Annotated in this window: 13 protein-coding genes and 1 pseudogene; 5 read left to right on the top strand and 9 right to left on the bottom strand. The window is 73.5% G+C overall.

Going from position 1 to position 13,390, the window contains the following annotated elements; translation table 11 throughout:
- Nucleotides 1-131: 131 nt before the first annotated feature.
- Together BGK67_RS31495 and BGK67_RS31490 are read right to left on the bottom strand one after the other, a co-directional pair.
- Nucleotides 132-941 carry an SDR family oxidoreductase gene (locus BGK67_RS31495; RefSeq protein WP_069923247.1) on the bottom strand — a complete coding sequence of 270 codons (810 nt, stop codon included), beginning with the start codon at nt 939-941 and terminating at the stop codon, nt 132-134.
- A gap of 32 nt (nt 942-973) precedes the next feature.
- Entirely contained in the window at nt 974-2,074 is a 1,101-nt protein-coding gene (locus tag BGK67_RS31490) for a carboxylate-amine ligase (RefSeq protein ID WP_069923246.1), read from the bottom strand.
- 196 nt (nt 2,075-2,270) lie between these two features.
- Here BGK67_RS31490 and BGK67_RS31485 point away from each other — a divergent pair, with 196 nt between their 5' ends.
- Together BGK67_RS31485 and BGK67_RS31480 are read left to right on the top strand one after the other, a co-directional pair.
- On the top strand, nt 2,271-3,455 hold the full coding sequence (locus BGK67_RS31485) for a zinc-dependent alcohol dehydrogenase (protein ID WP_069923245.1): 1,185 nt from the start codon (nt 2,271-2,273) through the stop codon (nt 3,453-3,455).
- A gap of 76 nt (nt 3,456-3,531) precedes the next feature.
- The gene (locus tag BGK67_RS31480; protein ID WP_069923244.1) at nt 3,532-3,939 is read left to right on the top strand and encodes a hypothetical protein; all 408 of its coding nucleotides are present in this window, start codon (nt 3,532-3,534) and stop codon (nt 3,937-3,939) included.
- Nucleotides 3,940-3,967: 28 nt separating this feature from the next.
- Here the strand turns inward: BGK67_RS31480 and BGK67_RS31475 are convergent, their stop codons facing one another.
- The 3 genes from BGK67_RS31475 to BGK67_RS31465 all read right to left on the bottom strand — a co-directional run bounded on the left by BGK67_RS31475 (nt 3,968) and on the right by BGK67_RS31465 (nt 7,031).
- Nucleotides 3,968-5,341: an NAD(P)/FAD-dependent oxidoreductase gene (locus tag BGK67_RS31475; protein ID WP_069923243.1), complete on the bottom strand. Its 1,374-nt coding sequence runs from the start codon at nt 5,339-5,341 to the stop codon at nt 3,968-3,970.
- Between the two features lie 34 nt (nt 5,342-5,375).
- A complete protein-coding gene (locus BGK67_RS31470; RefSeq protein WP_069923242.1) occupies nt 5,376-5,567 on the bottom strand; it encodes a hypothetical protein in 192 nt (63 codons plus the stop codon).
- Between the two features lie 243 nt (nt 5,568-5,810).
- On the bottom strand, nt 5,811-7,031 hold the full coding sequence (locus BGK67_RS31465; RefSeq protein ID WP_069923241.1) for an FUSC family protein: 1,221 nt from the start codon (nt 7,029-7,031) through the stop codon (nt 5,811-5,813).
- Nucleotides 7,032-7,223: 192 nt separating this feature from the next.
- Between BGK67_RS31465 and BGK67_RS31460 the strand changes: the two genes are divergently transcribed.
- Entirely contained in the window at nt 7,224-7,502 is a 279-nt protein-coding gene (locus BGK67_RS31460) for a GlsB/YeaQ/YmgE family stress response membrane protein (RefSeq protein ID WP_069923240.1), read from the top strand.
- Nucleotides 7,503-7,643: 141 nt separating this feature from the next.
- Here the strand turns inward: BGK67_RS31460 and BGK67_RS38415 are convergent, their stop codons facing one another.
- On the bottom strand, nt 7,644-8,936 hold the full coding sequence (locus BGK67_RS38415; RefSeq protein WP_141754100.1) for a preATP grasp domain-containing protein: 1,293 nt from the start codon (nt 8,934-8,936) through the stop codon (nt 7,644-7,646).
- A gap of 203 nt (nt 8,937-9,139) precedes the next feature.
- Here BGK67_RS38415 and BGK67_RS31450 point away from each other — a divergent pair, with 203 nt between their 5' ends.
- The gene (locus BGK67_RS31450; protein ID WP_069923238.1) at nt 9,140-9,469 is read left to right on the top strand and encodes a plasmid stabilization protein; all 330 of its coding nucleotides are present in this window, start codon (nt 9,140-9,142) and stop codon (nt 9,467-9,469) included.
- Between the two features lie 263 nt (nt 9,470-9,732).
- Nucleotides 9,733-10,632, top strand: a complete 900-nt coding sequence (locus BGK67_RS31445; protein ID WP_069923237.1) for an NAD-dependent protein deacetylase — start codon at nt 9,733-9,735, stop codon at nt 10,630-10,632.
- 86 nt (nt 10,633-10,718) lie between these two features.
- Here the strand turns inward: BGK67_RS31445 and BGK67_RS31440 are convergent, their stop codons facing one another.
- From BGK67_RS31440 to BGK67_RS31430, 3 genes and pseudogenes are all read right to left on the bottom strand, one after another.
- The gene (locus BGK67_RS31440; protein ID WP_069923236.1) at nt 10,719-10,973 is read right to left on the bottom strand and encodes a hypothetical protein; all 255 of its coding nucleotides are present in this window, start codon (nt 10,971-10,973) and stop codon (nt 10,719-10,721) included.
- Nucleotides 10,970-11,842: an isocitrate lyase/PEP mutase family protein gene (locus BGK67_RS31435; protein WP_069923235.1), complete on the bottom strand. Its 873-nt coding sequence runs from the start codon at nt 11,840-11,842 to the stop codon at nt 10,970-10,972. The genes BGK67_RS31440 and BGK67_RS31435 overlap by 4 nt, the downstream gene beginning before the upstream one ends.
- A gap of 163 nt (nt 11,843-12,005) precedes the next feature.
- A pseudogene (locus BGK67_RS31430) lies at nt 12,006-13,258 on the bottom strand (MFS transporter).
- Nucleotides 13,259-13,390 lie beyond the last annotated feature (132 nt).

The following is a 13,390-nucleotide window of genomic DNA, read 5'->3' as shown; positions in this document are numbered from 1 at the left end:
TCGGGGCCCCAGGGACCAGCGGGGACGCGGACGCGGACCGTCTTTCCGCCCTCAGCGGTGTCCGTCCTGGCCGCCCAGCCCTTGTCCGCGGGTAGGCGCGCGTACGCCGTCGCACCGCGTGGGGCCGCAGGTCAGGGGCGACGCCAGTCGTGGTGGTCCATGTGCGATCCCGCCATGGGCCCCATCCGCAGCATGCCCCCGTCGACCGCCCAGGACGCCCCGGTCACGTACGAGGAGTCCGGGCCCGCGAGGAAGGCGACCACGGCCGCCACCTCCCGCGCGTCGCCGGGGCGGCCGGCCGGGATGCCCGGCCTGGCCTCGTCGCGGACGTCCCGGTCCTCCTGGCCGGTCATGGGGGTGGCGATCTCCCCGGGGGCGACGGCGTTGACGGTGATGCCGTGCTCGGCCAGTTCGAGGGCCATCACCTGGGTCAGCAGGCCCAGGCCGCCCTTGGCCGCGCAGTACGGAGCCGCCCCCACGCGCGGCTGGTGTTCGTGCACCGAGGTGATGTTGACGATCCGGCCGCCGCGGCCCTGCCGGATCATCCGGCGTGCGGCCCGCTGGCCGCAGAGCAGCGGGCCGACCAGGTTGATGTCGAGGACTTCCCGTACGGTGTCGAGTTCGAGGTCGACGAAGGGCGTCGCCGTACCGGTGCCCGCGTTGTTGACGAGGACGTCGATGCCTCCGAGCTCGTCGGCCAGCATGTCGATGACGTCCGCGGCGGTCGGCAGGCGGGTGAGGTCGAGCTCGGCCACGACCGCGCGACGGCCGCAGGCCCGTACCTCGTCGGCGGTCTCCCGCGCTCCCCGCTCGTCGCGGTGCCAGGTGATGCCGATGTCCGCGCCCGCCTGCGCGAGCCGTACCGCGACGGCCCGTCCGATTCCCGAGTCCGAGCCGGTGACCACGGCGGCCCTGGGGCTGAAGTCAAACGGGGTGATCATGAGCGGAACCTCCACGGGTCGGCGCCCGGGGCTCACGGCGCGGTGGCCTCGGCGGTGATGAGCTCGGTGACGGCCGGAAGCCCGCCGTCGGCGAAGGCGCGGCGCTGGCGGTCCGCGGGCGTGCCCCGGCGCAGCAGGCGGTGCACCAGCGAGTTCACCTCGCGGAGGTCCCCGGACTCCTCCAGGGCGGGCCCGATGTGCCGAAGGAGCATGCACAGCGCGTCCCCGCTGCTGCGGGGCCGGCCGTCCGGGTCCAGCAGCGTGCTGCTCAGCCCGTGCCGGGCCGCGTGCCACGTCGCCGCTTGCAGGAGCTCGGGCTGCCAGTGGACCGGGGCCACTCCCGCCTTCTCCTCGGCTATCGCGGTGGCGACGAGGGCGCGGACGATCCCGGCCAGCATGACGGCCTCGTCCGCGTCGAGCTGCACGTCGCAGCAGCGCACCTCGACCGTCGGATAGTTCTCCGAAAGCCTCGCCTGCCAGTACAGCTGGCCCCTGTCGGCTATCACCCCCGATGCCAGCAGCGCCTCGGCCCGGGCCTCGTAGTCCGCGAATCCCGCGAAACGGGGCACCGGCCCGCTCACCGGCCAGCGGCCGAAGATGATCGTGCGCCAGCTGGCGAAGCCGGTGGCCCGCCCGTCCCACAGGGGCGAGTTCGCGGACATCGCCAGCAGCGTCGGGAGCCAGATGCGAAGGCGGTTCAGGACCGCGACTCCGGTCTCCCGGTCGGGAATGCCGACATGGACGTGCATACCGCAGATCAGCTGCTCGTCGACCAGCTGCCGGGCCTCCCCGTGCATCCTCAGGTACCTCGGTCTGCCGGTGACGGGGACCGGTTCGGCGTCCCTCAGCGGTGCGGCGCCCGATGCGGCGATGCGGCAGCCGTTGGCCTGGGCCGCGGAGGCGACCGCGTGGCGCAGCCGGAGAAGGTGGCCCCCCACCTCCTCCAGGGCCTCGCACACCGGCGTGGCGACTTCGATCTGGGCCTGCAGGAGCTCGTCCTGCACCTCCTGCGCGTCGGCGATCGGCGCCGCGCCCAGGCCGGCCGTGGCGCGTACGTCGTCCACGAGCGGCGCGGGGAGCAGCGTCACCGGGTCGACCAACAAGTACTCTTCCTCGACCCCAACAGTGATCATGCCGAGCGGCTACCCCGATCCGCCTTGATCACCCGTGGGGACGCCGTACCGTGACGGCGGCCACGCCCGGGCTCTCGTCCGCCTCCGACCGACGAGGCGGGGAGGTGTTTTGTCCCGCTTCGCGGGGGCATGCGCAGGGCCTGGCCGTGGCCCCGGACGGCCCGGAAAGCCGCACTCCACCGACCCAGGAGTTGCCATGAAGGCCCTGACCTGGCACGGGAAGCGCGACGTACGCTTCGACACCGTGCCCGACCCCGCGATCAAGGACCCCACGGATGTGATCGTGAAGATCACCACCACCGGCCTGTGTGGCTCCGATCTGCACCTCTACGAGCTCTTCGGGCCCTTCCTCGACGTCGGGGACATCCTCGGCCACGAGCCCATGGGCATCGTGGCCGAGATAGGCCCCGAGGTCACCCGGGTCAAGCCCGGCGACCGCGTCGTCATCCCGTTCAACGTCTCCTGCGGCACCTGCCACATGTGCGGGACGGGCCTGCACTCCCAGTGCGAGACCACGCAGGTCCGCGAGCAAGGCAGCGGCGCCGCCCTGTTCGGCTACACCAAGCTCTACGGACAGGTCCCGGGTGGCCAGGCCGAATACCTCCGGGTGCCGTTCGGGAACACCCTGCCCATCCCCGTGCCGGGTGACGGGCCCGACGACCGGTTCGTCTACCTCTCCGACGTCCTGCCCACGGCCTGGCAGGCCGTGGAGTACGCCGCGATCCCACCCGGCGGCACCGTCGCCGTACTCGGCCTGGGGCCGATCGGGGACATGGCCACCCGCATCGCCGCACGCCGCGGGGCGGAGCTCGTCATCGGCATCGACCTCGTCCCCGACCGGCTGCGCCGCGCCGCCGCACGCGGCGTGCACACCCTCGACCTGCACCTGTACGGGGCGGACCTCCCGGACGCGGTGCGGGCGCTGACCGGTGGGCGCGGCCCGGACTCCGTCATCGACGCCGTCGGCATGGAAGCCCACGGCGCGCCCGTGTCCAAGGGAGCCCAGCACCTGACCACGATGCTGCCGGACGCCCTGGCCGCCAGGCTGATGCGGCGCTTCGGCGTGGACCGCCTCTCCGCGCTCCACCTGGCCATCGACCTCGTACGCCGGGGCGGCACGATCTCCGTGTCGGGCGTGTACGGCGGTATGGCCGATCCGCTGCCGCTGCTGACCATGTTCGACAAGCAGATCCAGCTGCGGATGGGCCAGGCCAACGTGTGGCGCTGGGTCGACGACCTGCTGCCGCTGCTCACGGACGGCGACCCGCTCGGCGTGGAGGACTTCGCCACCCACCGGCTGCCCCTCGCCGAGGCGCCCCAGGCCTACGAGATGTTCCAGAAGAAGCAGGACGGCGCGGTCAAGGTGCTCTTCACCCCCTGACACCTCGCCCCGTGACCCACCCGGCCGGCCGGGGTGGGCGGCTACGCTGGTCACAGGAGCTTCCGGGGAGGCTGGTGTGGCACCCCACCACCGATATCACCTCGATCAGGACGGACACTCGATCACCGTCCTGTGCGATGTCCGGCGCCGGCTCACGGAACTGCTGGTCGACGGGAAGACCGTCGCGTCCGTCCGCACGCCCCGTCACGCGGCCGCCTTCCTGCGGGGCGAGCTGCCCACCGACCCCCCGCAGCCCTTCCTCATCCGCGTGGGCCATGCCGACGAGCCTGACGACGTACCCCTGTGCGCGCTGGAGACGGACGGCTTGCGCTACCTCATGCCGAGCGTTCCCCTCACGCGCCGGCAGGAGTGGCCGGCCGAGCGCACGCCGCCGGCCCGCACTCCTGGCGAACTCCTCACCCGGTGGAGGATCCGCTGGCGGAACCGGATGCGCCGGACCGGCCGGACCGGGCAGGAGCACTGACCCGCGTACGGCGTCCGGCTCGCGGCCCTCACCCTCGGACGAGTGCGTCCCACTGATCGCGGGTCGGGCCGTCGTGCTCAGGGGTGAAGGCGGGGCGGGCTGCCAGCCAGGCGGTGACGTGCCGGTCCACTTCGTCGGTGCCGTAGGCCTCGTGGGCGGGCTTCACGAGGTGGCGCACCCGGGCCCGGGCCCGCATGACGACGGGGTCGTCGAAGGCGCAGGCGCCCACGGCGGCGGCCCGCCGGTCCGGGGGTGGTGCGCTCTCGGCGAGCCGTTGCTCGTTGGCGCGGTCGCCCGCCACCTGTGCGTCGAACCAGGGGCGCAGGGCCTGCGCCGTCCAGGCGTGGTAGCCGGCGGGGTCCGCGGAGATCCCGTCGGCGTGGGCGGCGAGGTACCGGGCGGCGAGCAGGGCGAAGGACGCGCCGTGGCCCGAGGTGGGGTTGGTGTGGATCAGGCTGTCCCCGGCGTTGACCAGGCCCGTGACGACGGGTCCGTCGTCGTCGGCGAGGGCGGTCCAGCGGTTGTCCAGGCCGGCCATCGCGAGGACGGCGGACTGCGGTTCGGGGGCCAGGTCGAGCCAGGCGGCGGTGGCGGGGAAGCAGCGCGCGACGGCCTCGAACACGGCGGGGTCGGTGAGCGCGCCGCGGGTCGGATCACCCGTGGAGAGCACCAGGTTCACCGCGAAGGTGTCGTTGTCGGAAGGGAAGACGCCGGCGAACGCGAACGGCGCGGCCGAGCCGGTCTTCACCCGCCCGGGGTCTCGGGGGCCGTCGGCCCGCAGGCGGTACCAGCGGCACAGGTAGGCGATCCCGGCGCGGTGATTGTCGACCGCGGGCGGGCGGCAGCCGGCCGCGGTCAGCCAGGCGGGCACCGGCGAGCGACGGCCGGACGCGTCGACGACGAGGTCCGCGAGGTGCGTCCGGTCGCCCGCCTGCACGCCGGTGACCCGGGCGGGGCGGCCCTCCCCGAAGACGAGGCCGCGCACCCGGTGGCCTCGTCTGACCTCGACGGTGCGTTCCCGCCGCACGGCCGCGGCCAAGGCGGCCTCCAGCACGATGCGGCGGGTGCGCAGGGTCACCAGGTCCTCGTCGCCGGCCCGGTGGGGCGGATGCGCGTCGAACCAGTCGAACTCGTGGTACTCCCGGGCGCCGCGTGCCAGCACGTCGGCGTAGACATCGGGCATCTCGGTGCGCAGCACCGTGCGCACGGGTGCGAGGAGCGAATGGGGCTGGACGGCCTGCGGGACCCGGGGCCGGTCCCAGTGGAAGAAGTCGCGGTCCGGGTCCTCGCCGGCCTGTCGCGCGTCCTGCTCGAACAACGTGACCCCGTGGCCCCGCCGGCCGAGCATGAGCGCCGTCCCCAGTCCGCCGATACCGCCGCCGATCACCGCAACCCGCGCCACTGCGCTCCCCCTCGCGTCGTGTTGCGCACCGAGCCTACCGCTCGACGGTCCACGGCCTGGGGGCCGGGTGCGCGGTGGGCGGCGCCGTCCTGCGGTGCTTGAGGTCGACGGCTGACGCCTTGGCCAGGGCTACGGGGTTCAGGAAGCGCAGCGGGCCGATCAGGCGGGACGGGAACAGGTGCATGTGCCGCGCCACCGCCGCGTCGCGCGCTGCCGCCGAGAACATCAGCCGCTCCACGGGACGGGACGGCCGGCCCTTGGCTCGGCGCCCCCGGCGCGGCCCTCGGCTCGGTCCATCCCCAACGGATGTACCGGCGCGCGTGGTTGCGGGCGGCCCCCGCCCTTTCGAGAGCGGGGACGAGGCCGAGTTCGTCCAGCACCGGGTAGGCGCCGGCGTAGGAAGCTCGGGGGCGGGTGGTGCGTGATCAGGCGGCGGGCGGGCTTCCTCGTCCTCGGGTCGCCGGTTGCCTCACTCCCCCGGCAGGTCCCGGGCGGAGCGGCGGCGCAGGCGGCCGCGCAGGCCGCGCAGGCCGCCGGTTCGCCGACTGCGGGTGTGGTGGTCCAGTTCCTCCAGCAGGCGCTGGGACCGCTTGTCCACGCCCAGTTCGTCGAGGACCCGGTCGATCTCCGCGAGCAGGGCGCCGTGCAGCTGCCACTGGGCCGCGTCCTCGCCGACGTCGGCGAGCAGCAGGTCCGCGAGCCGGTCGCGGTTGGCCCGGGCCACGGCCAGCTCCCCCGCGAGGCGGGCTTCGGCCTCTTCCGCGTTGGCGCTGACCTGTGCGGTGATCAGCTGGGCGAAGCTCTCCACGGCGACGGCCGTGTGCGTGAGCACCTGCCGCAGCGCGAGGGTGGTCTCGGTCGGGAAGAGCGGGCCGTCGGGGCGGGCCTTGGTCAGGTCCGTCATGGTCCGGCAGGCCACGCGCAGCACCACGGCGCAGATCTCCAGGGTGTCCAGACCCGTCCGCAGTACGAGCCGGAAGAGCAGGCCCTCCTTGACCCTCGGATTGAGGCGAAGGCTGTCCTCGGCCTGCCGGAGGGACGCGTCGACCTGCGCGATGTCGTTGTCGAGCCGCCGTGCCTCGTGCAGCCGGGCCGCGGCCTGTTCCACCTTGCCGGTTCCGAGGGACTCCTCGCCGAGGTGGTTCAGGAGCCGGCTCATGCGCGCGGCCAGATCGGTGATCGCGGCCCCGGCCGGGCCGACCCAGACGGGCGGCGCGACGAGCAGGTTGACGAGGAGCCCGACCACCGCGCCGATGAGCGTCTCCAGGACCCGGTCCCAGGCGGTGTCCGTGACCTGGGTGACGCCGAGGACGAGCATCGCGCTGATCGCGACCTCGGGCACGAACTCGTCGACCCGGACCAGGTGGCCCACGACCAGCGAGGCCAGGATGAGCAGGCCGAGGCTCCACCACGTGAGGCCCACCAGCGCACTGAAGCCGATCGCGATCAGCACGCCGACGACGACGGAGTTCACCCGGCGGATGCTGGTGGTCAGCGTCGAGTAGAGGGTGACCTGGACGACGAGCAGGGCGGTCAGCGGCGCGGTCAGCGGGTTCGGCTCGCTGCTGAGGCGCAGCGCGACGACGTAGCTGATGACGGCCGCCGCGGTGGACCGCAGGGCCTGCACGGCGACGGGCTCCCGGCGGCGGTGCGCGATGCGGGTGGCTAGGGCACTGATCATTTGGGGCATGCCTGCCCGCATTCCCCAGGCTGAGCCGCGTGACGCGGTGCGGACGGTATTGACACCCCGGCGGCGCTGCTCGTCCCCTCGCCCGAGCCACCGCCCGTCTCACCGCGCCCGGTGCGGCGGAGGTTTGGAATCGCCGGGAGCGCGCAGAAGCGAGCTGACACCGACCTCACAGCGCATGGCAGGAGACGCATCATGGGCATCATCGCTTGGATCCTCATCGGGCTGCTCGCCGGCTTCATAGCCAAGGCACTCATGCCGGGCAAGGACCCGGGCGGAATCATCATCACCATGCTCATCGGCGTCGCGGGCGGCCTGCTCGGCGGCTGGCTGGGCAAGGTCATCTTCGGCGTCGACTCCATCGACGGGTTCTTCGACCTGTCCACCTGGATCGCCGCCATCGTCGGCTCGGTCATCCTGCTGGCCCTCTACCGCCTCGTCACCGGTAACCGGCGTTCCCACCGGCACGCCTGACCCCCGGTCGGCAGGCGCCGCGCACGTACGACGAACGGCTCCCCCTCACGGCGAGGGCGGGGCCGTTCGTCGTGCGGTGGGCCGTCGGCGGACCCGGTGCGTGGCCTGAGCCTCGGCCGGGCCGGCGGGGTGGCCCGGCGGTCAAGGGCCGTCGAACCCCATGGCCCGTGCCAGGACCGCCTCCTGCTCCCCCACATCGCCCTGGTCGCGGGCGATGACCGCGTACCGCCACGAGCGGCCGTCCGCCGGCGCGTCCGCGTAGAGCACCACGCCCTCGCCGCGCGCCGGGTCGAAGGCGATGCCGTGGGTACGCAGCCGGTCCAGGGCTTCTTCGAAGCCGAGGGGACGGCGGGTCCGCCTCTTCGACACCGCCCACGCCGGACGGGGGAGTCCGCACGACGCCGCGAGCCGGGTGACCATAGCGTGGGGCGTGGTGGTCGCGGTACGGCGGACGTTGCTCTCACTCGCGTACGACACGCCGTCCGAGGTGACGAGCGCGTCCAGTCCGAAGGGGCCGAGGTAGCCGTGTCCGGCCAGGTGGCGCCCCAGTCCCATCCCCCACTCCTCCAGCTCGCCGGCCACGTGCGCGCAGGACGGCGGCAGGGGGGACGCGTAACCCGTGAAGGATCCCCCTTCCACGCGCATCGCACCGCTGAACAGGGCGCGGGTGCCGGAGGCGGTGTTCTCCATCTGGATGCTCACCGACTCCGCCACCGGCAGGCATTCCTCCACCACCCACAGGCCCTGTGCGCCGCCGACGGGCTCCAGTTCCAGGGCCGCTCCCCGCCCGCGCAGGTCCGTGCGCGAGAGGAAGCGCAGCCCGTGTCCGCCCGCGGAACGGTCGGGTTTGACCACCACGCGCTCGTGCTGCCGGAGCAGCCGGCCCACGGCCTCCTCCACCTCCGGGCGCCGGCACACCCGTCCCTCCGGCAACCGCATGCCCACCTGCGCGGCGGCGTGGCGGAAGCCCGCCTTCGTGTTCAGCAGCATCGTCGCCGGCAGGGCGACCGCGGCTTCGTCGACGGTGGCGTAGGGGTGCACGGTGATTCCGAGGTCCCGTGCGAACGCGAGGGCGGAAGCGTCCATGGCCGTGGGCAACAGGGCGGTGCCCGGCCGGCCCGCGTGAGCGCGCACCTCCCCGAGGAGCCCGGCCTGGCGGACCGCCCGCGCGAGGGGGACGGAGCCCGCGGGCGGTACCTCGATGACCGGGGCCCGCTCGATCGGCACTCCGGTCAGGCCGCTCACGTACCGCCGGAACTCCCCGCTCAGCGGTACCGGGGTGACCAGTACGTCCCCGTCCCTCAGCAGCCAGGCCTTCCGGGGGGCCTGGAGCGCCCACTGCGCCAGCGCCTGGCCTTCGTCGAGATCCACCGCCAGATCCGAAAGGAAGTTGGCGAAGACGACCCATGGAGCTACGCCATCCGACTCGTTCACGGTCACGGCTGTTCCTCTCCCCTCCCCCGTTCCGCACGTTGTCTGTCCGCTTCTTACGGTGCCCTGTCCGCGCCGGCGGCGCACGGCCGGGTCCGTCCCGGGCCGTCCTCGGCCGTCCCCCGTCCGAGCGGCGTGGGATGCGGGCGGATGCGGGCACGCGCACCATGACCTTGAAGTCATGTCCGTCGATGAAGGGTTGCGTCATGCCCCGAGGATCAAGTGCCAAGCGGGAACGCCAGTACGAGCACATCAAGGAGTCGGGCGAGAAGCGCGGCATGTCCGATGACCGTGCGAAGGAGATGGCCTCCCGCACGGTGAACAAGGAACGTGCCCGGGCGGGAGAGAGCAAGACCGCGAGCCGCAGCTCCACGCAGGGCAAGTCGGCCTCGCAACGGGGCGGGCAGAAGTCCGGCGGAGGCGGCGGCTCGTCCGAACGCACCAAGGACGAGCTCTACCAGGAGGCGAAGAAGCGCGGCGTCGAAGGTCGCTCGACCATGACCAAGCAGCAGCTCAAGACCGCTCTCGGCCGCTGAGTGCGCGGCGGCTCCGAGGGGCCGCCGGTGCCCTCCGCACGAGGGTCCTGAGGGGGGCGAGGCGCCGGTCACGGCCGGATCCCAGCCGGGCCCCGATCGCATCGCCGACCCGTGGGGCGGTCGAACCCCCTACGGGCCCGGCGAGCCCCGGCCCGTACGCGTGGACGCGCTGCCACGGCCGCGACGAGGACGCGTACGGGTCCCCGGACCCCGGCCTCAACGACCGCGGCCTCGTTCCGGGGGGGGTTCCGTACCCTGGGGGCATGCGTATGCGCCCCACCCTCAGCTGGACGCCTACCGGGGATCCGCGGCCCGGGACCACCGATCCGGGGCCGGTCGCCGATGCGCTCAGGGCCGGCGGCGTGCTGGTGCTCAGCGGGGCGGGCCTGTCCACCGAGTCGGGCATCCCCGACTACCGGGGCGAGGGCGGAAGCCTGAGCCGGCACACCCCGATGACCTACCAGGAGTTCACCGCCAGTGCACCGGCCCGGCGCCGGTACTGGGCGCGCGGTCACCTCGGCTGGCGGACGTTCGGCCGGGCCCTGCCCAACGCCGGGCACCGGGCCGTGGCCGCGTTCGGGCGGCACGGGCTGCTCTCGGGGGTGATCACCCAGAACGTCGACGGGCTGCACCAGGCCGCCGGCAGCGACGGCGTGGTGGAGCTGCACGGAGGTCTGGACCGGGTCGTCTGCCTGTCCTGCGGCGCCTTGAGCCCGCGCCGTGAACTCGCCCGGCGGCTCGAGGAGGCCAACGCGGGCTTCGCACCGGTGGCCGCGGGCCTGAACCCGGACGGGGACGCCGACCTCACCGACGAGCAGGTACGGGACTTTCGCGTGGTGCCGTGCGCAGCGTGTGGCGGCATCCTCAAACCGGACGTGGTGTTCTTCGGCGAGGCCGTTCCGCCGCGGCGGGTCGAGCGGTGCCGGGCCCTGGTCGCGGAGGCGAGCTCGCTGCTGGTCCTGGGCTCGTCGCTGACCGTGATGTCGGGGCTGCGGTTCGTCCGTCAGGCGGCCCGGGCCGGAAAGCCCGTACTGATCGTCAACCGGGACACGACCCGCGGCGACCAGCACGCCGTGACCCGGGTCGCGCTGCCGCTGGGGGCGACCCTCACCACCCTGGCCGACCGGCTGGACATCCCCGTCGACGGCCGAACGGCGACCTGAGGCGGCCCGGAGGCCCGCAAGCCCCGACCGCGGCCCGCGCGGCCACCCGCGAAGGCGCCGGGCAGGCCGGGTCGGCCCGGTCCGGGTCAGTCCTCCTCGGGTTCCAGATGCGCCGCGTCGAGGAGGGTGGCGAGCACGTACACGGCGCTGCCTTCGTGATCGCTGCCCGCGGTCCCGCTTCCACTCTGGAGGTTGGCGGTCCGGTCGACTTCGAGCACGGAGTCGGCGTGCGAGTTGTCGATGACGGTGATCAGGCTCCCGCTCGCGGCCGCCGGTGCCGCGCCGCCCGCGAGGACGGCGACCGCGAGACAGGCGGCGGCCCGGGTGCGCGCGCCGGTCACACGCTCACGCTCTCGCGCGCTCCCGGCACCGGGTGGTGGCGCGTGATGTTCTTGGCCAGCAGCTGGGTGGACTCGCGGACACCGACCTCGTCGCTCCCGTCCGCCGCGGGCAGCCGCCCGTCCGCGAGCCTCAGCTCGGCCAGTGCCGTGTCCATGGCCTTGTGCGCGGCGAAGAGGCACGGGGTGCTGTAGATGGCCACGTCGACGCCGAGGTCGGTGAGCTCGCTGAGGGACAGGCGCGGCGACTTGCCGCCCGCGATCTGGTTGAACAGCAGCGGCTTGCCGCCGACCGCCTCGCGGATCCGCTCGATCCACTCCACGCTGCGCACCCCGTCGACCAGTACGACGTCGGCGTCCGTCGCCGCCAGGGCCCGCGCCCGGCGGATGATGTCGGCCTCCTCCGTCGCGTCGGTGCGCGCGACGACGACCAGGTCCTTGCGGGTGGCCAGCACCATGTCCAGCTTCTCCAGGTACTCCCCCAGCGGCAGCACCTGCTTGCCGTCCGCGTGCCCGCAGCGCCGGGGCCGCTTCTGGTCCTCGAGGATGACGCCGGAGGCACCCATCCGCTCCAGGCTCTCCACGACGTGGCAGGCCACCTCGGGGTCGACGTACCCGTCGTCGATGTCGACGAGGAGGTGGTGGCGGGGGAAGGCGCCGCGGAGCCGCTGGACGAAGGCCACCATGTCGGGCCAGGCGATGAATCCGATGTCCGGCAGCCCGTAGTAGGAGGCGGCGAAGCCGAACCCGGACACGAACATCCCGTCGTAGTGCTGGGCCGCCACCGAGGCGGAGTACATGTCGTACACCCCGATCAGGGGGGTGGTGCCCGGCTTCGCGATCTGTTCCCGCAGCTTGTTGCCGTAAGTCATCGTTCGTTTCCTCCGAGGGGCGCGTTGGCACGGGGAAGGGGCGGGAGCCGTCGCAACACGACGGCCCTTTACGCGATGTGGATCTTCCCTTGGTGAAGTCCAGACTCCTCACTTGCGAAGCCTTTACTCACCCCAACGGCGCAGCCCGTTCACCACAGAAACGTCACTGGGCGTCCGAGTGACCGACAGCGGGGGCCCCTTGGCCCAGGCCGCCCGGCGGCTGTGCCCCGGCGCCCTCCGGCCGTACGGTGCGCATCCGGCCGTACGCGTACACACAGCCCGCCAGGGCCAGGTCCGACAGGAGCATGAAGCCGATCGAGTAGGAGTCCTTGGCGCTGTACACGGCGCCCATGACCAGGGGCGGCACGAAGCCGCCCAGGCCTCCGACCGCACCGACGATGCCGGTGACGCTGCCCACCTGGGCCTGCGGCGTCACCTGCGCCACGAGGGCGAAGACGCTGCCGCTCGCCGTACCGAGCCCCGCCGCGATGGCCAGGAAGCAGATGGTTCCGACGGGGTCCAGGGCGGGGTCGAACGCCTGGACGACGGCGAGGAGCGCGACGAAGCCGAGGGCCGCCGCGGTGACCAGGGCCGGGTGGACGCGGTCGGCCAGCCAGCCGCCGAAGGGGCGGGCGATCACGGTCAGGAGGGCGAATCCGGCCGCCTTGGTGCCCGCGTCGGTGGGCGAGAGCCCGTACCAGGTCTTCAAGTACGTCGGCAGGTACACCCGAAGGCGACGATGCCGCCGAAGCCGATCGCGTACAGGGCCGACAGCTCCCAGGTCACCCGCAGCCGGCCGGCCCGGCCGAGCCGGGCGGTCAGCGAGTCGCTCGGCACCGGTCGGCCGGGCCGGTCCCGGAGCAGGAGGGCCGCGAGCACGGCGTACACCGCCAGAGCCGCGGCCACCACGAGGAAGGGCAGGGTCTCGCCGTGCGCGGCGATCCGCGGGGTGAAGTAACCCGAGAGCGCGACACCGCCCATGCCCATGCCGAAGACCCCGAGCCCGAAGCCGCGCCGGGCGGGCGGGAACCAGGAGTTGACCAGCGGCACCCCGATCGCGAAGGTGGTCCCCGCCAGGCCGAGCACGAAGCCGACGGCCAGCGTCGCGGCGTACGAGTCGCGCGCGGGGATCAGCAGGAGCACCGGCACGATGGTGAGCGCGGAGACCCGCGGGAACATCAGGCGCGCGCCGTAGCGGTCGGTGAGCGCGCCCACCGGGACGCGGCCGACGGAGCCTACGATCACGGGCACCGCGACCAGCAGCGACTGCTGGACCGAACTCAGCCCGAGCCGGTGCCGGTAGTCGCTGCCCAGCGGCGCGATCAGGTCCCAGGCCCAGAAGGTGAGCACGAACCCGACCGTGGCCACGAACAGATTGCGGTAGGCGGCGGGCGACGGCTTCTCGGTGGCTGCCACGGCAACACGCTACGAACCACCGCGCGCCCCGGCGCGACGGGCTGGGCTGTTCGGCCTGGTGCGGCGGGCGCCCGTGGCGGGGCCGGGGGGGGGGCCGCCACCGGGCGCGGATGCGGACGCGGACCACCGCCG

The organism is Streptomyces subrutilus (assembly GCF_001746425.1).
GTDB classification, from domain to species: Bacteria; Actinomycetota; Actinomycetes; order Streptomycetales; family Streptomycetaceae; genus Streptomyces; species Streptomyces subrutilus_A.
The sequence above is the reverse complement of the archived record's forward strand: the minus strand, read 5'-3'. Positions and strand labels throughout refer to the sequence as shown.